Annotated in this window: 17 protein-coding genes and 2 pseudogenes; 15 read left to right on the top strand and 4 right to left on the bottom strand. The window is 50.3% G+C overall.

The genetic code is table 11. The features are described 5' to 3' along the window. Window positions 1-83 precede the first annotated feature (83 nt). The gene (gene queF, locus LVQ79_RS16435) at window positions 84-926 is read right to left on the bottom strand and encodes an NADPH-dependent 7-cyano-7-deazaguanine reductase QueF (protein ID WP_232865742.1); all 843 of its coding nucleotides are present in this window, start codon (window positions 924-926) and stop codon (window positions 84-86) included. A 68-nt stretch (window positions 927-994) separates the two neighbouring features. On the opposite strand from queF, the gene syd reads away from it, so the two are divergent. The 8 genes and pseudogenes from syd (at window position 995) to LVQ79_RS16395 (ending at window position 7853) form a co-directional block, all read left to right on the top strand. After that, complete coding sequence (gene syd, locus LVQ79_RS16430; protein WP_232865741.1) at window positions 995-1543, top strand: SecY-interacting protein; 549 nt, start codon at window positions 995-997, stop codon at window positions 1541-1543. Between the two features lie 654 nt (window positions 1544-2197). Then, a complete protein-coding gene (locus LVQ79_RS16425; RefSeq protein WP_232865740.1) occupies window positions 2198-2527 on the top strand; it encodes a YqcC family protein in 330 nt (109 codons plus the stop codon). Beyond that, window positions 2527-3297, top strand: a complete 771-nt coding sequence (gene truC, locus LVQ79_RS16420) for a tRNA pseudouridine(65) synthase TruC (protein WP_232865739.1) — start codon at window positions 2527-2529, stop codon at window positions 3295-3297. The genes LVQ79_RS16425 and truC overlap by 1 nt, the downstream gene beginning before the upstream one ends. Window positions 3298-3324: 27 nt before the next feature. Continuing rightward, window positions 3325-3774: a flavodoxin gene (locus tag LVQ79_RS16415; protein WP_232865738.1), complete on the top strand. Its 450-nt coding sequence runs from the start codon at window positions 3325-3327 to the stop codon at window positions 3772-3774. A gap of 351 nt (window positions 3775-4125) precedes the next feature. Continuing rightward, window positions 4126-4488: pseudogene (locus tag LVQ79_RS16410) on the top strand (MFS transporter); the annotation flags it as partial. Next, window positions 4485-5171 (top strand): annotated as a pseudogene (locus LVQ79_RS16405) (enolase C-terminal domain-like protein); the annotation flags it as partial. The pseudogenes LVQ79_RS16410 and LVQ79_RS16405, both read left to right, overlap by 4 nt. A 28-nt stretch (window positions 5172-5199) precedes the next feature. Further along, window positions 5200-6534 carry a glucarate dehydratase gene (gene gudD, locus LVQ79_RS16400; RefSeq protein WP_232865737.1) on the top strand — a complete coding sequence of 445 codons (1335 nt, stop codon included), beginning with the start codon at window positions 5200-5202 and terminating at the stop codon, window positions 6532-6534. Between the two features lie 170 nt (window positions 6535-6704). After that, entirely contained in the window at window positions 6705-7853 is a 1149-nt protein-coding gene (locus LVQ79_RS16395; protein ID WP_232865736.1) for a glycerate kinase, read from the top strand. A gap of 74 nt (window positions 7854-7927) precedes the next feature. Here LVQ79_RS16395 and barA read toward each other — a convergent pair whose 3' ends face one another. Continuing rightward, a complete protein-coding gene (gene barA / locus LVQ79_RS16390) occupies window positions 7928-10684 on the bottom strand; it encodes a two-component sensor histidine kinase BarA (RefSeq protein WP_232865735.1) in 2757 nt (918 codons plus the stop codon). 60 nt (window positions 10685-10744) lie between these two features. Here barA and rlmD point away from each other — a divergent pair, with 60 nt between their 5' ends. The 6 genes from rlmD to adhP all read left to right on the top strand — a co-directional run bounded on the left by rlmD (window position 10745) and on the right by adhP (window position 19639). After that, a complete protein-coding gene (gene rlmD, locus LVQ79_RS16385; RefSeq protein WP_232865734.1) occupies window positions 10745-12058 on the top strand; it encodes a 23S rRNA (uracil(1939)-C(5))-methyltransferase RlmD in 1314 nt (437 codons plus the stop codon). Between the two features lie 56 nt (window positions 12059-12114). Then, entirely contained in the window at window positions 12115-14343 is a 2229-nt protein-coding gene (relA, locus tag LVQ79_RS16380) for a GTP diphosphokinase (RefSeq protein ID WP_154152746.1), read from the top strand. A gap of 62 nt (window positions 14344-14405) precedes the next feature. Continuing rightward, window positions 14406-15197, top strand: a complete 792-nt coding sequence (gene mazG / locus LVQ79_RS16375; RefSeq protein WP_232865733.1) for a nucleoside triphosphate pyrophosphohydrolase — start codon at window positions 14406-14408, stop codon at window positions 15195-15197. 225 nt (window positions 15198-15422) lie between these two features. Continuing rightward, window positions 15423-17063, top strand: coding sequence for a glutamine hydrolyzing CTP synthase (pyrG, locus tag LVQ79_RS16370; RefSeq protein WP_151995032.1), 1641 nt, complete (start codon window positions 15423-15425; stop codon window positions 17061-17063). A gap of 84 nt (window positions 17064-17147) precedes the next feature. After that, on the top strand, window positions 17148-18452 hold the full coding sequence (gene eno / locus LVQ79_RS16365; RefSeq protein ID WP_034497984.1) for a phosphopyruvate hydratase: 1305 nt from the start codon (window positions 17148-17150) through the stop codon (window positions 18450-18452). A 170-nt stretch (window positions 18453-18622) separates the two neighbouring features. After that, a complete protein-coding gene (gene adhP / locus LVQ79_RS16360) occupies window positions 18623-19639 on the top strand; it encodes an alcohol dehydrogenase AdhP (RefSeq protein WP_034457491.1) in 1017 nt (338 codons plus the stop codon). A gap of 48 nt (window positions 19640-19687) precedes the next feature. On the opposite strand, the gene LVQ79_RS16355 is transcribed toward adhP, so the two are convergent. Beyond that, on the bottom strand, window positions 19688-20800 hold the full coding sequence (locus LVQ79_RS16355; protein ID WP_232865732.1) for a M20 family metallopeptidase: 1113 nt from the start codon (window positions 20798-20800) through the stop codon (window positions 19688-19690). Between the two features lie 300 nt (window positions 20801-21100). Between LVQ79_RS16355 and queE the strand changes: the two genes are divergently transcribed. After that, on the top strand, window positions 21101-21772 hold the full coding sequence (queE, locus tag LVQ79_RS16350; RefSeq protein ID WP_154152755.1) for a 7-carboxy-7-deazaguanine synthase QueE: 672 nt from the start codon (window positions 21101-21103) through the stop codon (window positions 21770-21772). Between the two features lie 32 nt (window positions 21773-21804). Here the strand turns inward: queE and queD are convergent, their stop codons facing one another. Beyond that, entirely contained in the window at window positions 21805-22167 is a 363-nt protein-coding gene (gene queD / locus LVQ79_RS16345; protein ID WP_198528572.1) for a 6-carboxytetrahydropterin synthase QueD, read from the bottom strand. Window positions 22168-22307: the final 140 nt, after the last annotated feature.

Raw genomic sequence — 22307 nt, 5'->3', positions numbered from 1 at the left:
CCAATGATTACAATAGCCCCGCAATGTTCAATTTAACAACCTGAAAACAATAATCCCACCTCAGGCTGCGAGGCGTTTCGCACTTATTGACGAACCAGACGCCCAAATGCCGGGTGGAAATCGGTATTGGTGCGCCACGGGTTAATATCCAGGCCGCCACGACGGGTATAGCGTGCGTAAACGCTCAGGCTTTCCGGGTTACAAAAATGCTGGATGTCATTGAAGATGCGCTCAACGCACTGTTCGTGGAATTCATTGTGATGACGGAACGACACCAGATAGCGCAGCAGCTTTTCCCGGTCGATGCGTGGGCCACGGTAGCGAATCTGCACGGAACCCCAATCTGGCTGGTGGGTGATCAGACAGTTGGATTTCAGCAGGTGGCTGACCAGCGTTTCCTCTACGATTTCGTCGCCAGCCGCACCACTGAGGTAATCGGCGTTAAATTCGTAGTTATCAATAGTGATATTTTGATCATCAATACACTCGCCGTTGAACGCCGCAATTTCCTGGCCTTCGAGTTCACGCAGACGGAATAACACCACGCTCACATCGCCCTGCGCGCAGGCGCTTAAATCACTTTTTAACGTTTCCTGAACGGTTTCCCAGTCGGCAAACTGCGTCTGATTGAAGCTATTTAAATAGAGCTTAAAGCTTTTAGACTCAACCAGGTTCACGCTGTTTGCATCAAGCTGCACATGCCCGACTGCCACCTGAGGCAAACCATTACTGTTTAGCCAGGACAGTTCGTACAAGGTCCAGATATCGCCGCCACTGAATGGCAGGTTATCAGCCTGTAAGCCAAGCGGATCGCGATTAAGACTACGCGGTACAGGTTGTAGTAAAGATGGCTGGTATTTATCCTGGTAAGCAGTTGGCTTGCCCAGCGTCAGGCCGCTCAGCGCCTGGTGTTTTTCATAAGACATGTGTCACCAATAGAATGCAGGTACAATTGGCCTTTATTGTACCGCAGCCTTGAGGGAGTGAGAAATTGGTGGATAACGACGTACGTCAGGCACTGGAAGATTTTACCAATCGCTTTTGTCATGCATGGCGTGAGCAGGTGGGTGGGTGGCCCGCGAGCGAAGAATTATATGGTGTGCCGTCGCCGTGTATCGTGACAACTACGGGTGACGATGTGCGTTGGCAGCCGCAACCTTTTGCACCGGAAAACGATCTTAGCGCGGTAGAACGAGCAATGGACATTGCATTACAGCCTGCGGCGCATCAGTTCTACACTACGCAATTTGCTGGCGATATGCCTGCACTTTTAGGCAGTCAGTCCTTAACTTTGTTACAGGCCTGGAGCGAAGATGATTTCCAGCGTGTTCTGGAAAACCTGATTGGCCATCTGGTCACGCAAAAAAGACTGAAACTTTCACCAACGCTATTCCTTGCGACCACACCCGATGAAATGGAAGTGGTGTCGCTGTGCAATTTAAGCGGTGAAGTGGTGCTGGAGAAAATTGGCACTAAGCAGCGCAAAATACTCTCCCCATCGCTGATTTCTTTCCTTAACGACCTTGAGCCACAGGTTATTTAAGCGTGGATCGCTGATGGGCTTGTGAGAGATCTCTTACACAAGCTGTAAGAGATCTCTAACTTTACATGCAGACCTTTGTGAGTGATAAATAGAAAAATCATTATTTATCATCATATTATGATTATTTCGGTCAACTTTTGAATGAAAGTTATCGTAAGCTTCAGTTGTGAGTGCCTTGCCAGAGTGAACGAAATGGTAGATTCTATGTCCGTCGACAGGAAGTCGGGAAGTGAAGGAGATGTCAGGATGATGTCACTTCATTGAAGAAGCGGAACACACCAGGATGGTGTTGCAAGGAAGGCTTCAGGACGAAGCAAGGATCACTCAGGAAGAGTAAGGGACACCTCCAGGACGGAGAAAGAGAGCCGAATTTGGATGTTCGGTGGGTCTGGAAGACCAAAGGATATTGCATCAGGATGATGCCGGAACACCTCAGGATGATGGTAGCAGGAAGCGAGTACGACGGATTGTAGGTCAGGAGACCACAGGACATAGTTGTCACGGACGAGCAGGGAGCACCAAAAGTAGCCGGATTAGCTGCGAAACGAACCGGGAGCACTGTTTATACAGTGCTCCCTTTTTTTATGCTTTTTTTCGCCCTTAGCAAGAAGTGGTATGATTGCCGGCTTCTTTTGACTGATGCCGGAGGTTTTCATGGAACGCCACGCGCTGGTACGCCAGCATTTACTTATCATTGAACAAGTTTTGCGTGACCATCAACTTTGGCAGGGCTGTGCTCCAGACGCTGAAGCCTTTGAAAGCACGCAACCATTTTGCCTGGATACAATGCAGCCCCACGAATGGTTGCAATGGGTTCTGATTCCCCGAATGCACGCACTTCTTGACGCTCAACACCCTCTGCCTGCTGATTTTGCCCTCGCGCCTTATTACGAAATGGCGCTGGATGCGGCACTTGTCGGGCGCGATCCGCTGTTAAAAGCGCTACAAGATCTCGATGCTCTGTTTGCGAGTGACACGAAATAATGCTGGAAATTATTTATCAGGATGAGTGGCTGGTGGCCGTTAACAAGCCGTCAGGTTGGTTGGTTCATCGCAGCTGGCTCGACAGGCACGAAACCGTTTTTGTGATGCAAACCGTACGCGACCAAATCGGCAAGCACGTTTTCACCGTTCATCGCCTCGACAGGCCAACATCTGGCGTATTGCTGATGGCGCTTTCCAGCGAAGTCGCGCATTTATTGTCTCAGCAGTTTGAAAATCACCAGATTCAGAAGCGCTACCACGCTGTGACGCGTGGCTGGCTTGAAGATGATGCGGTGCTTGATTACCCGCTCGTTGAAGAGCTGGACAAAATCGCCGATAAAAAAGCGACTCAGGATAAAGAGGCACAACCTGCGGTAACGCATTATCGAGGGTTGGCGACGGTAGAAATGCCGGTTCCGGTTGGGCGTTACCCAACAGCGCGCTACAGCCTGGTTGAACTCGAACCTAAAACTGGTCGTAAACACCAGTTACGCCGTCATATGTCTCATTTGCGCCACCCGATGATTGGTGACTCAAAACATGGTGATTTGCGTCAAAACCGTGCCGCTGCGGAACATTTTGGCTGCGAGCGTTTAATGCTTCACGCAAGTCAGCTTTCGTTAAATCACCCGGTTACCGGTGAACCGCTGTGCCTGCGTGCAAACCTTGATAACACCTGGATGCAGATGATGTCACAGTTTGGCTGGAGCGGATTGCTGAGTGATATCGAAAAGGTTGAGTTTGTTGCAAGCAACGGCCAGGATGAATAATACAGCCGTAACGCAAGGAGTTAACTGATGGCCGAAGTGGGAATTTTTGTTGGCACGATGTATGGAAACTCGCTGTTGGTGGCAGAAGAAGCCGCAGCGATCCTAAAAAAGAATGGTCATAAAGCAACAGTATTCGAAGATCCTGAACTTGCCGACTGGCAAAAATATAGCGATCAATATGTGCTGGTTGTGACATCAACCACCGGCCAGGGCGATTTGCCAGACAGTATTGTTCCTCTGTTTCAGGCCCTCAAAGACAAAATCGGTTACCAGCCTGAATTGCATTACGGTTTGATTGCATTAGGTGACAGCAACTACGAGCATTTTTGTGGTGGCGGGAAGCAGTTTGATTCCTTACTGCAAGAGCAGGGCGCTAAACGTGTGGGCACAGTTTTAGCCATTGATGCCAACGATCATCCCGAACCTGAATCGGTCTCTAACCCTTGGGTTGAGCAGTGGTCTGGATTGTTAAAGTAACAACATGAATCCAGGGCGGGTGACGTCACACTTACCTGCCCTCCGAATAAAATTTGCACTCCGCTTCACCTCAAGCTTAATCCCTTCGTTTTATCCGGTTGTTTCAAAAGTCGTGAACCATCCCCCAGCGCGTTGGACATACGCCATAAAGTGCTCAATAAATGCGCGATAAACTTGTGTCATTGCACGGTGAGGCGTTTTAACTCCCTTCATATACTTTCCATCAGCCAAATAAAAACCGCAGATACAGCATCAGAAAAATACTGTGGACAGGCTGATACCTCATTCTGATTACCCTACAAATGCAGTTCAGGATGAATGTAGCTCAACGCTATAATTCAGGAGTGCAACATGAATACAATTAGCCAAACGGCGAGCGTTGCCGAAAAAAGGACCAACGCTCGTTATTGGATAGTAGTAATGCTCTTCATCGTCACCTCGTTTAACTATTGAGACCGCGCAACGTTATCTATTGCCGGTTCAGAAATGGCAAAAGATATCGGCCTCGATCCTATTGGCATGGGTTATGTGTTTTCCGCGTTTTCCTGGGCATATGTCATAGGGTAAATTCCCGGCGGCTGGTTGCTGGATAAATTCGGTTCAAAACGGGTTTATTTCTGGTCCATCTTTATCTGGTCGCTGTTTACCTTGCTACAAGGTTTCGTTGATATCTTCAGTGGTTTTGGCATCATCATCGCGCTGTTTACGCTGCGCGCGAGCTAAAAAAACGTTTTCCGGATGCACGCATTACCGTTGACCCTAATGGGGCATGGATGCTGGAAGAAGCCATCGCGTTGTGTAAAGGAATGGGCGATGTGTTGACCTATGCCGAGGACCCATGCGGTGCGGAACAAGGCTATTCAGGACGTGAAGTGATGGCTGAGTTTCGCCGCGCCACCGGCTTGCCTGTCGCAACCAATATGATTGCCACCAACTGGCGCGAAATGAATCACGCCATCATGCTTAACGCAGTGGACATTCCGTTAGCCGACCCACATTTCTGGACACTCAGCGGAGCCGTTCGCGTCGCGCAGATGTGCGATGAATGGGGGCTAACGTGGGGTTGTCACTCTAATAACCATTTCGATATTTCCCTGGCGATGTTTACCCATGTGGCTGCTGCTGCACCCGGTAAACCAACGGCTATCGACACACACTGGATTTGGCAGGAAGGCGAGCAGCGCCTGACCAATTCCCCACTGCAAATCGTTAACGGCAAAATCGCGGTGCCGGATGCACCAGGCCTGGGGGTTGAGCTTGACTGGGAACAGGTACAAAAAGCTCACGAGGTGTATAAGTCCCTGCCAGGTGGCTCGCGCAACGACGCGACGGCAATGCAGTATCTGGTTCCGGGCTGGAAGTTTGATCGTAAATGCCCGGCATTTGGCCGCAACTAACTCATATGAAAGAAAAGGAATAAATAACATGACAACTTCTACTCCGATAGTCACTGCGATGCAGGTTATTCCCGTTGCGGGCCATGACAGCATGCTGATGAACCTGAGCGGCGCACACTCACCGTTTTTCACCCGTAATATTGTGATTATCAAAGATAACTCTGGCCATACGGGGGTGGGTGAAATTCCTGGTGGTGAAAAAATTCGCCAGACTCTGGAAGAGGCCGCCGCCCTGGTAATTGGCAAAACGCTGGGTGAGTATAAAAATATTCTCAACCTGGTGCGTGCCGAGTTTGCCGACCGTGATTCCGGTGGACGTGGTTTACAGACTTTCGATTTGCGCACCACGATTCACGTCGTGACCGGCATCGAATCCGCCATGCTGGACCTGCTGGGTCAGCATCTGGGCGTGAACGTGGCGTCTTTGTTGGGTGACGGGCAGCAGCGTAGCGAAGTCGAAATGCTGGGCTATCTGTTCTTCGTCGGCAATCGCAAACAAACTCCGCTGCCTTATCAGAGCCAGCCCGATGAGAAATGCGATTGGTACCGCATTCGCCATGATGAGGCCATGACACCTGATTCCGTCGTGCGTCTGGCAGAAGCAGCTTACGAGAAATATGGCTTCAATGACTTCAAACTTAAAGGCGGTGTATTAGCCGGTAGCGAAGAGGCCGAAGCGGTCACTGCGCTGGCAAAACGCTTCCCGCAGGCCCGTGTAACACTTGACCCAAATGGCGCCTGGTCGCTCGATGAAGCGATTAGCATCGGTAAGCAATTACGCGGTGTTCTGGCGTATGCAGAAGACCCGTGTGGCGCGGAACAAGGTTATTCAGGTCGCGAAATTATGGCTGAATTCCGTCGTGCGACAGGCCTGCCAACTGCAACCAATATGATTGCCACCGACTGGCGTCAAATGGGCCACACGCTTTCGCTGCAATCTGTGGATATTCCTTTAGCCGACCCACATTTCTGGACTATGCAAGGTTCGGTGCGCGTAGCTCAAATGTGCCACGAGTTTGGCCTGACCTGGGGTTCACACTCCAACAACCACTTCGATATTTCACTGGCGATGTTCACCCACGTGGCCGCTGCAGCGCCAGGCAAAGTCACCGCCATCGACACCCACTGGATCTGGCAGGAAGGCAACCAGCGCCTGACTAAGCAACCTTTCGAAATCAAAGGCGGCATGGTGCAGGTGCCAACAACACCAGGTTTGGGTGTAGAGCTGGATATGGATCAAGTGATGAAAGCGCATGAGCTTTACCAGCAGCATGGTTTGGGCGCACGTGATGACGCCATGGCGATGCAGTACTTGATCCCAGAGTGGGCGTTCAATAATAAGCGCCCTTGTATGGTTCGCTAGTTTACCCGTCATACTTGAAGCTGCATCTGTGTTGGCTGTGTTCGCTCATCCTAATCGCTTACTTGAGTAAGCTCATAGGGGTTTGCTCACTTGCCGCCTTGATGCAGCGCCAATTATTTAGGGTAAAATTCGCTCTCATATATCCCATCTTACATAGCGACGGACGGCATATGAAAATTGTCATCGCACCAGATTCTTACAAAGAGAGCCTAAGTGCTCTTGAGGTGGCGACACAGATTGAAGCCGGTTTTCGGGAAGTCTTTCCGAATGCTTGCTATGTAAAGGTGCCCGTCGCTGATGGAGGTGAGGGCACCGTAGAAGCGATGGTCGCCGCAACAAACGGTGAAATCATTAAAGTGGATGTCACCGGGCCGTTGGGTGACCTGATTCAGGCGTTTTACGGAGTTTCTGGCGATAAACAGCACGCTTTTATTGAAATGGCTGCGGCGAGTGGCCTTGAGCAGGTTCCACCTGAATTACGCAACCCGCTCAATACCACGTCGTGGGGAACCGGTGAGCTGATTCGTTTTGCGCTCGATAGTGGTGTGCAAAGTATCCTGATTGGCATCGGTGGTAGCGCCACCAATGACGGAGGGATCGGTATGTTACAGGCACTTGGTGCACGCTTACTGGACAGCAATGGCGAACCTCTGGGATTTGGGGGACGGGAAGTGGCACGGCTCGCGAGCATTGATATTTCAGGCCTGGATAAACGGATTAAAGAGTGCCGTATTGAAGTTGCGTGTGACGTTACCAATTTACTAACCGGTGAAGAGGGCGCAACGGCGGTGTTTGGCCCACAAAAAGGTGCCACACCTGAGATGATTAGTGAGCTTGACCAGGCTCTGGATCACTATGCAAAAATTATCGCCCGAGACCTCGATATCGATGTGCTGACACTTTCTGGCGGCGGTGCTGCGGGTGGCATGGGCGCGGCGCTGTACGCTTTTTGTGGAGCACAATTGCGACAAGGCATTGATATAGTCACCGAAGCATTGAAACTTGATGAACTGGTGCGCGATGCAGATCTGGTGATTACCGGAGAAGGGCGTATCGACAGTCAGTCCATTCACGGCAAAGTACCGATTGGCGTGGCGAAAGTCGCGAAGCGCTACAACAAGCCAGTGATTGGTATTGCCGGTAGTTTAACGGCGGATGTTGGTGTGGTGTATGACCACGGCCTGGATGCCGTATTTAGTGTCTTATACAGCATCTGCACCCTGGAAGAAGCCCTGGATAATGCGGGAGATAATCTGCGTATGGCCGCGCGAAATATCGCCGCAACGCTTGCAATAGGTGGTGGATGTCGCTTGCGCTAATCCACCAACAAAACCTTCTGAAACCGCGTAGGTCGGATTAGCGCAAAAGCTATCCGACATCAACACGATATTTATTAAAGCATCCGCTGTGCTTCTTTGGCGACATTGTTCATTTCATCAAGAAGTTCAAAGAGTTCAGGCTCAAGATCTTCTGGTTTCACGCCGCTACGCAGCTCATGCTCAATTGTTCGACACAAGTTTTTCAGCCGTGGCACGCCGCTGTAGCTACAACTGCCGTGAAGTTTATGAATGATTTCGACCAGCTGTTCCGGATTTTCTCCCACCAATTGCTCTTCAACTTTGTTGCGCACTTCGGGCAAGAATGCCAACAGCATTTGCAGCATATCGCGTGCCAGATCCGGCTTGTTAGCGGCCTGTTGCAGCGCCAGTGCCCAATCCAGCGTCTGATTTGGATTGCTGATTTGCGGTGTAGTATCTACATTTGCAACCAGCGCAGGGGCGGTGATTGCTCCCGGCTGATAACGCATCAGCAAACTATAAAGTTTTTTCTCTTCAATTGGTTTGGCAAGGTAGTCATTCATTCCGGCGCTTAGCAGCTTCTCTTTTTGCCCCGCCATGGCGTGTGCTGTCACCGCAATTACCGGCGTTTGCTGGTGGTGTGGCATCTGGCGAATTAACTCACAGGCGCGTATCCCATCCATTTCCGGCATCTGAATGTCCATCAGGATAATGTCTATCTGCATCTGTTTTGCACGCTCGATGGCCTGCACACCGCTGCCACACAGTTCGACATTCTGCACATGATCTTCAAGCAATGCGCCAATCAGTTTCAGGTTGGCAGGGTTATCGTCAACCGCCATAACCGTAAGTGGGAGTTTCTTGTTTTCAATACTTTCAACCACAGTGGAGTTTGCATCAAAAGTGTGTTCAGCGAGTAGCGGCAACAGTCGGGTCGAGGTAATAGGTTTCAGTAGGCACGCCGTCACCCCTTGTTTTTTAAGCGCCTCCGCATCAACTTGTGCATGACTTGGTAATGCGAAAATCAGGCAGTCAGTCATGGAGGCCGCTTTTGCAAGCTTCGGATTTAGCATGGTTAACGTGTCGTGGAACGTAACCGGAATGCCGAGCAGGATAATATCGTAGTGACCTTCGGCAAGAGTCGAAAACGCCGGGCTGTAAACGACTTCGAGCGGAGTATTCGCCAGAATATTGAGCGTGCTTTGTGCCGCAGTGGCATTTTGTTCCACATAGGCAATGCGTTTCCCAGCCAGGTTTTCGGTTGAATAACCATCCAGAACTGCATTGGAATTCAAATCCAGGTTGATATAGAACCAGAAGGTTGAACCCTGATTTGGTTGGCTGTGGAAGGAAATATCCCCTCCCATTTCGGTAACCAGTTTCTGGGTAATAACCAGGCCCAGGCCGGTGCCGCCGTGACGACGTGAAATGCTGGCATCAGCCTGACGAAACGCCTGGAATAAACGCGATTGTTCCTGCTCGGGAATACCGATGCCGGTATCGTGAATCCGCATTTCAACTTGTACTTTGTTATTGCCCTGGGAGCGCTTTTCGACCACCAGGTCGATATTGCCGCTTTCGGTAAACTTAATCGCGTTGCCTACCAGATTCGTCACCACCTGCTGCAAGCGCAGTGGGTCTCCAATCACGTTATCCGGCACATCATTTTTGATATTAAGCGTTAGCTCCAGCCCTTTATCATGAGCCGAATGGGCAAGCAGAGTGACGACTTCATCGAGTGCATTACGCAGCGGGAAAGGAATGCTTTCAAGGATCAGTTTGCCCGCTTCCAGTTTTGAAAAATCGAGCACGTCATTAATGATTGTCAGCAGATTATTAGCTGAACGTTCAATGGTATGCAGGTGATCGCGCTGAGTGGCATTCAAATCCGTTTTCAGCGTCAAACGGGTAAAACCAATCACGCCATTAAGCGGCGTGCGTAATTCGTGAGACATATTGGCAAGGAATTCAGACTTAATACGCGCCGCTTCCTGAGCGCGTTTCTTCGCCAGATCCAGTTCCACGTTTTGGATCTCCATCTGTTCGAGTGTTTCACGCAGATCGGAAGTGGCCTGGTCAATATTGTGCTGCATCTCTTCGTGATAAGCGGTGAGCGACATTGCCATCGAATTGATGCCATTTTTGAGCATATCTAATTCGCCGAGCATGAAACCTTCGACACGACTATCGAGCTGCCCGCGTCTTATCCTGTCGACGGTATTCACCATATTACGAATTGGCCCGGTGACATCGCGCATCAGACGGTAGGCAAACAGCATCGCAATACCGACGCAGAACAACATCATCAACGTCGAGATAAAAATTTCCCGATATTGCTGTAAACGCACGGATTTGAGATCGAGCTCGATGGCGACATAACCGAGCGTGTTACCTGCAGGTTTGGCATCGGTTACCTCGGATTCGTCCGGGGAGTAGCTCTCAGAAATAATCGGGGTTCGCAGAATAATCGAATCGCCGTGCCGCGAGATGCTTAAACTATGCGGCGGTTTTTCATTATTCGGTAGCTTCAGTGAAGCAGCATTTAGCTGATAATTAGAGGTAACAAACAGTTTGTTGTTTTCGTCGAACACTGAAATTGCTCGCACGATATCGGAATGACGGCGGTGCAACACGCTGACCAACTGACGAATCGACTCTCGGCTGTGAAAGCTCATGCCATATTCACTCGCGACCGCCAGCGGCTCGATAATGTTGGCGCCAGAGTCTTCAAGCTGACGCTGCAAGTCGTTGTATCGATGGACGACAAAAAAGATGCTGAGCAATAAACCGATCATTAATGTCGGCGCCAGAATCAGGATCATCATGCGTGCGCGCAGGCTGTAGTTGGTCATGGGGTTCCGATATGGGACAATTGAAGCAATAGTTAATATTTTAAGAGAGCACTCAGGCTCATGGCGCAATTCTACTCTGCAAAGCGACGGGTTACGACTCGTCAGATCATAACCGTGACGGTTAATGACCTTGACCCATTTGGCCAGGGCGTCGCACGCCACAACGGTAAGGCGCTTTTTATCCAGGGCGCGCTGCCTGGTGAACAAGTCGAAATTACCATTACTGAAGATAAACGTAACTTTGCTCAGGCTAAAGTTAAGCGGCGTTTAAATGATAGCCCGCAACGTGTGACACCGCGTTGCCCGCATTTTGGTGTCTGTGGTGGCTGCCAGCAGCAGCACGCCAGCATCGAACTGCAACAGCAAGCGAAATCAAAGGCGCTGGCCCGCATGATGGGCGCGCGTGAAAACCCGGCAGTGGTGAACGAAATTATTTCTGGAACACCATGGGGTTATCGCCGCCGTGCGCGGTTAGGGTTGAATTACCAGCCTAAAACACAGACCTTACAAATGGGGTTTCGCAAATCTCAGGACAGCGAACTGGTGAATATTCACCATTGCCCGGTTCTGGCGCCCCAACTTGAAGCGTTACTGGAACCATTGCGCCAATGTTTGTCAGAATTAAAAGCGGTCAGGCGTTTAGGGCATGTTGAATTGGTCCATGCAGATAATGGCCCGCTCATGGTGCTGCGCCATTTAGATGCACTCCATGATGATGACCGACAAAAACTGGAACGCTTTTCGCATTCTCATGGCGTCACGCTGTATTTAGCGCCGGACAGTGAGACACTTACGGCCTTGGGTAATGACGAACCTTGCTATCATTCAGACGGGCTAAGCTTAACGTTCAGCCCACGGGATTTCATTCAGGTGAATGATGGCGTGAACCAACAGATGGTCGCCCGAGCTATCGAGTGGTTGGATGTTCAGCCAACTGACCGCGTACTGGATTTGTTCTGCGGAATGGGAAATTTTACGCTCCCACTCGCAATGCGTGCCGGAAGTGTCGTCGGGGTGGAAGGCGTTGCTGCGCTGGTCGCGAAAGGTGAATATAATGCACAATGTAATTCACTGAAAAATGTCACATTCTTCCATGAAAATCTTGAGGATGATGTGACTCGTCAACCCTGGGCTGCCCAAGGGTTTGACAAAATATTGCTCGACCCTGCACGAGCGGGGGCACCCGGTGTCATGCAGCATGTGATTGCACTCGCACCACGCCGAGTGGTCTATGTTTCATGTAATCCGACGACACTTGCTCGTGATAGCGAGGCATTGCTGGAAGCAGGTTACCAACTGCGCCAACTCGCCATGCTGGATATGTTCCCGCACACGGGGCACCTGGAGTCGATGGCGCTGTTTGAGCGAAATTAAGTGGTTAAATCAAGTCGAGCGACTTGATTTTAGTACCCCACCGAAGAGGACGGACAATGGTTGCGGTAAGAAGTGCACATCTCAATAAAGCTGGCGAATTTGCGCCCGATAGATGGATTGCGAGCCTCGGGATCACCAACCAGCAGTCATGTGAACGCTTAGCCGAAACCTGGCGGTATTGCGAGCAACAGACCAAAGGCCATCCTGACGCAGAATTGCTGTTGTGGCGCGGCGTCGAGATGGTGGAAATCCTGTCGATGCTGAGCATGGACAACGACACGCTGCGAGCCGCGCTGTTGTTCCCTCTTGCCGATGCGGGTGTGGTCACCGAAGAAGTGATGCGCGAAAGCATTGATAACCAGGTTGTGACGTTGATTCACGGCGTGCGCGATATGGCTGCGATTCGCCAGCTAAAAGCCGCTCATACGGATTCCGTTTCTGCTGAGCAGGTCGATAACGTTCGTCGCATGCTATTGGCAATGGTGGATGATTTCCGCTGCGTGGTTATCAAACTGGCAGAGCGAATTGCTCATTTGCGCGAAGTCAAAGACGCTCCGGAAGATGAACGTGTTCTGGCGGCAAAAGAGTGCACCAATATTTATGCTCCGCTCGCTAACCGTCTCGGCATTGGCCAACTCAAATGGGAGCTGGAAGACTACTGCTTCCGCTACCTTCATCCTGATGAATACAAACGAATCGCGAAATTGCTGCATGAGCGTCGTATCGACCGTGAGCATTACATCGACGATTTTGTCAGCGCACTGCGCAAAGCGATGAAAGAAGAGGGTGTTAAGGCTGAAGTGTATGGCCGCCCTAAACACATCTACAGTATCTGGCGCAAGATGCAGAAGAAATCCCTCGCCTTTGATGAGCTGTTCGATGTGCGTGCCGTGCGCGTGGTGGCTGAACGTTTGCAGGATTGCTACGCAGCACTCGGTATTGTGCATACCCATTATCGCCATATGCCTGACGAGTTCGATGACTATGTCGCCAACCCGAAACCTAACGGTTACCAGTCGATTCATACGGTGGTGTTGGGGCCAAACGGCAAGACTATTGAAATCCAAATCCGAACCAAGCAGATGCATGAAGATTCGGAGCTGGGCGTTGCTGCCCACTGGAAATACAAAGAGGGTAATGCCAAAAGCGGCAGTTCCGGCCACGAAGATCGCATTGCGTGGCTGCGTAAACTGATCGCCTGGCAAGAAGAGATGGCTGATTCCGGTGAACTGCTGGATGAAGTGCGCAGCCAGGTGTTCGATGACCGTGTGTATGTGTTTACGCCAAAAGGCGATGTGGTGGATTTACCGGCAGGCTCCACGCCGCTCGATTTTGCTTACCACATCCACAGCGATGTCGGGCATCGCTGTATCGGTGCCAAAATCGGTGGGCGCATTGTGCCGTTTACCTACCAGTTGCAGATGGGCGACCAGATTGAAGTTATCACCCAGAAGCAGCCGAACCCGAGCCGTGACTGGTTAAACCCAAACCTGGGCTATATCACGACGAGCCGCGGGCGGGCGAAAATCCACAACTGGTTCCGTAAACAAGATCGCGACAAAAATATTCTCGCTGGGCGGCAGATCCTTGATGATGAAATTGAACATCTGGGTATCAGCCTGAAAGAGGCCGAGAAATCATTACTGCCACGTTATAACTTCAACGATATCGAAGAGTTACTGGCGGCAATTGGTGGCGGTGATATTCGTCTTAATCAGATGAGTAACTACCTGCAAGCGCAGTTTAATAAGCCAACAGCAGCTGAGCAGGATGAACAAGCGCTTCGTCAACTGAAGCAGAAAACGCACACGCCGCAATCGCGCAGCAAAGATAATGGCCGCGTCGTTGTAGAAGGTGTGGGCAATCTGATGCACCACATTGCGCGCTGCTGCCAGCCGATTCCTGGTGATGAGATTGTCGGTTTTATCACCCAGGGGCGCGGAATTTCGATTCACCGCGCAGACTGCGACCAGCTTGCGGAGCTGCAATCCCACGCGCCAGAACGCATTGTGGATGCAGTGTGGGGCGAAAGCTACTCCAGCGGTTATTCGCTCGTGGTGCGCGTTACCGCCAACGATCGCAGCGGATTGCTACGCGACATCACCACGATTCTGGCGAATGAAAAGGTGAATGTTTTAGGGGTTGCGAGCCGCAGCGATACTAAACAGCAACTGGCGACTATCGACATGAATATTGAAATCTACAACCTACAAGTGCTGGGCCGTGTGCTAGGTAAATTGAACCAGGTGCCGGATATTATCGATGCGAAGCGATTGCACGGTTAGACGTTTGTGACAAAAGGGCGGGAGCAATCCCGCCTTTAAATTTTGTATTGCAAGGAATTGAAATGAACCAAATCGATCGCCTTCTGGGCATTATGAAGCGCTTGCGCGACCCGGAAACCGGCTGTCCGTGGGACAAAGAGCAAACTTTCGCGACTATTGCGCCCTATACGCTTGAAGAAACTTATGAAGTGCTCGATGCCATCAACCGCGAAGATTTTGATGATCTTCGTGGTGAACTTGGCGACTTACTGTTCCAGGTGGTGTTTTACGCACAAATGGCCCAGGAAGAAGGGCGCTTTAATTTCGACGACATCTGTGCAGCCATCAGCGACAAACTCGAGCGTCGTCATCCGCATATCTTTGCTGACGGCACCGCAGGAAACAGCACCGAAGTGCTGGAGCGCTGGGAACAAATCAAGAGCGATGAGCGTGCTGAAAAAGCGCAACATTCTGCACTCGATGATATCCCTCACGCTCTGCCTGCGTTAATGCGCGCACATAAAATCCAGAAGCGTTGTTCAACGGTTGGTTTCGACTGGACCACGCTTGGCCCGGTATTAGACAAAGTCTATGAAGAGATAGACGAAGTGATGTTTGAAGCCAAACAGGTCGTCGTTGATGAAGCCAAACTGGAAGAAGAAGTCGGTGATTTATTGTTCGCGACCGTCAATCTTGCACGCCATTTAGGCACCAAAGCTGAGACCGCTTTGCAAAAAGCCAACCTTAAATTCGAGCGCCGTTTCCGTCAGGTAGAAGAGATTATTGCCGCCAGAGGCCTGACAATGACCGGAGTTGACCTGGAAATCATGGAAGAAGTCTGGCAAGAAGTTAAACGCCAGGAAACTGATATCTAACACGTTTTTGTGGTCAAGCGCATTTTATGGCCATTTCGATTTAACAAGCTCTTGATTTGAGTCAAAAACATTTCTACCAGACGGGCTATTTTCAGTGCCCTGACAAAGTGCGAGGTCAGGGCTTAGCAGACAGAATGAAAGTTTGTGGCGCCGATACTGTTCGGGTATACTACTTTCCCGTCCTGGTACTCCCATCGTCTTTAAACCTAACTTCTCAGGTTCAGCATGACAACGAACTATATTTTTGTGACCGGCGGGGTCGTTTCCTCTCTGGGTAAAGGCATTGCCGCAGCCTCCCTCGCAGCTATTCTCGAAGCCCGTGGCCTCAACGTATCCATCATGAAACTCGATCCGTATATCAACGTCGATCCGGGTACCATGAGCCCTATTCAACATGGGGAAGTGTTCGTTACAGAAGACGGCGCTGAAACCGACCTGGATTTAGGTCACTACGAGCGTTTCATTCGCAACAAAATGACGCGTCGTAACAACTTCACCACTGGCCGTATCTACTCAGATGTTCTGCGTAAAGAACGCCGTGGCGACTATCTGGGCGCGACAGTCCAGGTTATTCCACACATCACGAACGCAATCAAAGAACGCATCCTTGAAGGTGGCGAAGGCTACGATGTCGTGCTGGTTGAAATCGGCGGTACTGTAGGTGATATCGAATCCCTGCCGTTCCTCGAAGCGATTCGCCAGATGGCCGTAGAAGTGGGTCGTGAGCACACGCTGTATATGCACCTGACTTTGGTGCCATACATGGCTGCTGCCGGTGAAGTGAAAACCAAACCGACGCAACACTCCGTTAAAGAGCTGCTTTCTATCGGTATTCAGCCTGATGTGCTGATTTGCCGCTCAGACCGCGTCGTTCCGGCTAACGAACGTGCAAAAATTGCATTGTTCTGTAACGTGCCGGAGAAAGCGGTTATTTCTCTAAAAGATGTTGATTCCATCTATAAAATTCCAGGCCTGTTGAAATCACAGGGGCTGGACGATTATATTTGTAAACGATTCAGCTTGAACGTTCCTGAAGCTAACTTGTCCGAATGGGAACAAGTTATTTATGAAGAAGCGAATCCGACAAGCGAAGTCACGATTGGTATGGTCGGCAAGTACATTGAACTGCCAGATGCCTACAAATCTGTGATTGAAGCGCTGAAACACGGTGGTTTGAAAAACCGTCTTACCGTTAACATCAAGCTGATTGACTCGCAGGATGTTGAAACTCGCGGTGCTGAAGAAATGCTGAAGGGATTGGATGCTATCCTTATCCCTGGCGGTTTCGGTTACCGTGGTGTGGAAGGCAAAATTGCCACCGCGCGCTATGCTCGTGAGCAGAACATTCCATATCTGGGCATTTGCTTAGGTATGCAGGTTGCGCTGATTGAGTTCGCACGGAACGTTGCAGGCATGGCTAACGCCAACTCAACTGAATTTGTGCCAGACTGTAAATACCCGGTGGTCGCCTTAATCACCGAGTGGCGTGACGAAGAAGGTAACGTTGAAGTTCGTACTGAAAAGAGCGACTTAGGCGGCACCATGCGTCTTGGTGGCCAGCAGTGTCAGTTGACCGATGGTAGTCTGGTGCGCCAGATGTACGGTGAGCCGACAATTACTGAGCGCCATCGCCATCGTTATGAAGTCAACAACATGTTGTTGAAGCAAATTGAAACAGCAGGTCTGCGCGTTGCGGGCCGTTCCGGTGATGACCAACTGGTAGAAATCATCGAAGTGCCAAATCATCCTTGGTTTGTTGCTTGCCAGTTCCACCCGGAATTTACTTCTACTCCGCGTGATGGGCACCCACTGTTCGCAGGCTTTGTGAAAGCTGCCGGTGAGTACCAGAAGCGTCAGGCGAAGTAAGCAGAAAGTTAGAACGACAACGCGCGAATGTTTCGCGCGTTGTTTGTCTGGAGTTTTAGTTTAACTTGTACTGAGGAAAATCTAATGTCCAAAATCGTTAAAGTCATCGGTCGTGAAATCATCGACTCCCGTGGTAACCCGACTGTTGAAGCTGAAGTTCATCTGGAAGGCGGTTTCGTAGGTATGGCTGCTGCACCATCAGGTGCTTCAACTGGTTCCCGCGAAGCGCTGGAACTGCGCGATGGCGACAAATCTCGCTTCCTGGGCAAAGGCGTTCTGAAAGCCGTTGCTGCAGTTAACGGCCCGATCGCTGCGGCTGTAATTGGTAAAGATGCGAAAGACCAGGCTAACATCGATAAGATCATGATCGACCTGGACGGTACCGAAAACAAATCCAACTTCGGCGCTAACGCAATCCTGGCTGTTTCCCTTGCTGCTGCTAAAGCTGCTGCTGCCTCTAAAGGCCTGCCGCTGTATGCACACATCGCTGAACTGAACGGCACCCCAGGCAAATTCTCTATGCCTCTGCCAATGATGAACATCATCAACGGTGGCGAGCACGCAGACAACAACGTTGATATCCAGGAATTCATGATTCAACCAGTTGGTGCTAAAACTCTGAAAGAAGCCATCCGTATGGGTTCTGAAGTGTTCCACACCCTGGCTAAAGTTCTGAAATCTAAAGGTATGGGTACTGCTGTTGGTGACGAGGGTGGCTATGCGCCAAACCTGGGTTCCAACGCTGAAGCATTGGCTGTAATCGCTGAAGCGGTTAAAGCTGCAGGCTACGAGCTGGGTAAAGACGTTACTCTGGCTATGGACTGTGCTGCTTCTGAATTCTACAAAGACGGTAAATACGTTCTGGCTGGCGAAGGCAACAAAGCTTTCACCTCTGAAGAATTCACCCACTTCCTGGAAGACCTGACCAAACAGTACCCAATCGTTTCTATCGAAGACGGTCTGGACGAGTCTGATTGGGATGGTTTCGCATACCAGACTAAAGTTATGGGCGACAAACTTCAGCTGGTTGGTGACGACCTGTTCGTTACTAACACCAAAATCCTGAAAAGAGGTATCGACAACGGTATCGCTAACTCCATTCTGATCAAATTCAACCAGATCGGTTCTCTGACCGAAACTCTGGCTGCGATCAAAATGGCGAAAGATGCTGGCTACACTGCAGTTATCTCTCACCGTTCAGGCGAAACTGAAGACGCTACCATCGCTGACCTGGCTGTTGGTACTGCTGCAGGCCAGATCAAAACTGGTTCTATGAGCCGTTCTGACCGTGTTGCTAAGTACAACCAGCTGATTCGTATCGAAGAAGCTTTGGCTGCAGCGGGCACACCAGCTCCGTTCAACGGTCTGAAAGAAGTTAAAGGTCAGTAATTCGTTACTGCTTTAAATTCTGATTAAAAAACCCGCTTTGGCGGGTTTTTTTGTGCCCTTTTTTCGCCAAACCTGAGTCACCCTCGCATAAACCGGGAATGCAGTTTGCGGTTGCCTGTGCTCTCGACCAGGATTAGTGAGTTATTTCACTCACAGGTCAGGAGACCGCCATGAAAGCTGCAGTTGTTAACAAAGACCACTCTGTCGGCATCATAGATAAGCCCGTTCGCCCACTTGAGTACGGCGAGGCATTACTGACGATGGAGTGTTGCGGTGTTTGTCACACCGATTTGCATGTGAAAAATGGAGACTTTGGTGATGTGACTGGCATTACGCTGGGTCACGAAGGTATCGGGGTAGTGAAATCTATCGGCCCAGGTGTTACTTCGCTGAAAGTGGGGGACCGTGCTAGTGTCGCCTGGTTCTTCCGTGGATGCGGAAATTGCGAATATTGTAATACTGGTAACGAAACTCTGTGTCGTAGCGTAACAAACGCAGGGTATACAGCAGATGGTGGAATGGCCGAAGAGTGCATCGTTGTTGCTGACTATGCGGTAAAAGTACCCGACGGCCTCGAATCTGCCGCAGCCAGCAGCGTGACTTGTGCGGGCGTGACAACTTACAAAGCGGTGAAAGTTTCGCATATCCAACCCGGGCAGTGGATTGCGATTTACGGCTTAGGTGGTCTTGGTAACCTCGCACTGCAATATGCAAAGAATGTGTTTAATGCCAAAGTTATCGCTATCGACGTGAATGATGCACAACTCGATTTTGCCAAAGAATGCGGGGCTGATTTAGTCATCAATTCGCGCAATGAAGATGCGGCAAAAGTTATTCAGGAAAAAGTAGGTGGCGCACATGCGGCTGTGGTCACCGCTGTCGCAAAAGCGGCGTTCAACTCGGCGGTAGATGCGGTTCGTGCCGGTGCTCGCATTGTTGCCGTTGGGCTGCCTTCAGAGTCCATGAGTCTCAACATTCCGCGTCTGGTGCTTGATGGCATCGAAGTTGTTGGTTCATTAGTTGGAACTCGCATGGATCTGGCCGAAGCCTTCCAGTTTGCTGCCGAAGGCAAAGTTGTGCCGAAAGTGACGATGCGCCCACTTGAAGATATCAATGCGATCTTCAAGGAAATGGAAGAGGGTAAAATCAAAGGCCGCATGGTGATTGATTTTAAAACGAAGAAGTAAGCGTTGCCGGGAAAATTTAATATGGCCGGGTTTCCCGGCCATTTGATTTTATAGCGACTGAATCACGCGTTTAAGCAGCCGAATTCTCGGCTCGATGCTGTCTATCTCCAGATACTCTGACGCACTGTGGAAACCTGCGCCGATCGGGCCAAACCCATCAAGCGACGGGACACCTAATGCGGCTGTATGGTTAGCATCTGAACCACCACCCACAGACTTCCAGCGTACGTCGATGCCTTCGGCAACACCGGCCTGTTCAACAACTTGCATTAACTTTTCAGTATCTGCTGTTGGTGACATGGCTGGTTTATGCGCTTGCTGTTTAACAGCGGTTTTCACATCGCGCTCGAATTCCCGCTGGCTATAAGCCTGGATTGCAGCATGGACTCGCGCATATTCATCGTTGTCCTGGAAGCGGACATCGACAATCATCTCCGCGTGTTCCGGTACGATATTCGCCACGACACCGCCAGAAATCACACCGACATTGATAGTGGTGCCCTTGGATATATCTGCCAGGTCACTGATTTCCAGAACGGCGCGCGCCAGCGCTTTTATAGCAGAGCGACCAGACTCCGGATCATTGCCCGCATGTGACGCCACACCCTTAAATGTGAGTTTATAACCTGCAATGCCTTTGCGTGCTTTCACCAGCGAACCATCAGCCCTGGCGGCTTCACACACCAATACATAACGGCTACGTTTTGCCAGTTCACCAATCCAGTGGTGGGAGTGAGCGGAGCCGGTTTCTTCATCCGGGTTCATTGCCACGCCAATGGATAACCGCTCCAGAGTCGCCTTATCCATTTCGCGCAACGCCCAGAGAATATTCAGCAGCCCGCTTTTCATATCGGATACGCCAGGGCCATATGCACGGTTTCCTTCAATGCGGAAAGGGCGCTCAGCTACAGTTCCGACTGGGAACACGGTATCCATATGCCCGACGAGCAGCACGTCATACCGATCAGCATTGGGTTTGTTGGTTGCAAACAATCCTGGCCCAACTTTTTCACCGAGTGAGACTCGGTCGCATTGCCAGTTTTCGTCCTGATACCAGTGCTGAATAATTCTGCTGACTTCCTCTACGCCATCAATAGTTGCTGTTCCACAGTCGATGTTGACTACTTTTTTTAGTTCATGAAGATACTGTTTTAAATCCATGGGGGTACTCCAGAATCATAATTAACGTGGCACCAGGTATCCTGCACCTGTGAGCCCATCAGAAAAATGGCTGGAGCGATGCTAAAAGTGTCTGGTGAATGGGAACATGACGATGATCAAGTCGTGTGGCATAGAGGTAGATCAAGGGGAATTGTTGTGATGATAACCATGTTTTATATGCGTTATCAGGTGTTTTTTTAACATTGATTCTGGAACATATGCCGCCGCAGCCGCGTTACGCATGATCTCAGCCGTCACTTCTGCGATAATTACTCTTTATACCTATTATCTGAGAAGACTATGCAGTATCCGATTAACGAGATGTTCCAGACCCTGCAAGGGGAGGGCTATTTTACTGGTGTGCCCGCCATTTTTATTCGCCTACAAGGCTGCCCAGTGGGCTGCGCGTGGTGCGATACCAAACACACCTGGGATAAACTCGCGGATCGTGAAGTCTCTCTGTTCAGCATTCTGGCTAAAACCAAAGAAAGCGATAAATGGGGCAATGCCAGTGCCGAAGATCTGCTGGCAATTTTTCAGCGCCAGGACTACACCGCCCGCCATGTAGTGATTACCGGTGGCGAACCTTGTATTCACGATCTCACGCCACTGACCTCGCTCTTTGAGCACCACGGCTATAGCTGCCAGATTGAAACCAGCGGCACGCACGAAGTGCGTTGTACTGCCGGAACCTGGGTTACCGTTTCACCAAAAGTGAATATGCGCGGTGGATATGATGTGCTGTCTCAGGCGTTAGAGCGTGCGGACGAAATTAAGCACCCGGTTGGGCGTATGCGTGATATTGAAGCGCTGGACGAACTGCTGGCGACGTTGGTGGATGATAAAAAACGGATTATTGCGCTTCAGCCAATCAGCCAGAAAGAAGACGCAACACGCCTGTGCATTGAAACGTGCATTGCCCGCAACTGGCGACTTTCGATGCAGACACATAAATATTTAAATATCGCATAAAACTAAAAAGGCACCTTTACGGTGCCTTTCTTTTAACCTTTATACACGCAACCGGCGGTACAGGTTTCTTTTACCATCACTGAGCTTAGCAACGGCACAAGCGGTTTCATTTCATCCCAGATCCATTTCGCCAGCACTTCGCTGGTCGGATTTTCAAGCCCCGGAATATCATTCAGATAGTAATGATCCAGTCGGTCATAAGTCGGTTTAAATGCCGCCTTCAGCTCAGAAAAATCCATGATCCAGCCGGTATAAGGATCAACCTCGCCAGTGATTTCCAGACGCACCATAAAGGAGTGGCCATGCAGGCGGCCGCACTTGTGGCCTTCAGGCACATGCGGCAGGTGGTGAGCGGCTTCGAAGGTAAAATCTTTAAACAGAGTGGTGGTCATTATTACTATCTCAATAGGACGAAAAACCGCCGCATAGTACCGGAATCCACTATTTTAAGCATTAACTAAAACTATCATCATTGGTTAAAGCTCTGTTTTAGTCATGTTTACTAATTTAAGTTGATATAAATCAAAGGATTAAT

Origin of the sequence: Buttiauxella cochleicola (assembly GCF_021282405.1) — a bacterium.
GTDB classification, from domain to species: Bacteria; Pseudomonadota; Gammaproteobacteria; order Enterobacterales; family Enterobacteriaceae; genus Buttiauxella; species Buttiauxella massiliensis.
Note: the sequence above shows the minus strand (reverse complement) of the source record. Positions and strands in the feature narration are given on the sequence as shown.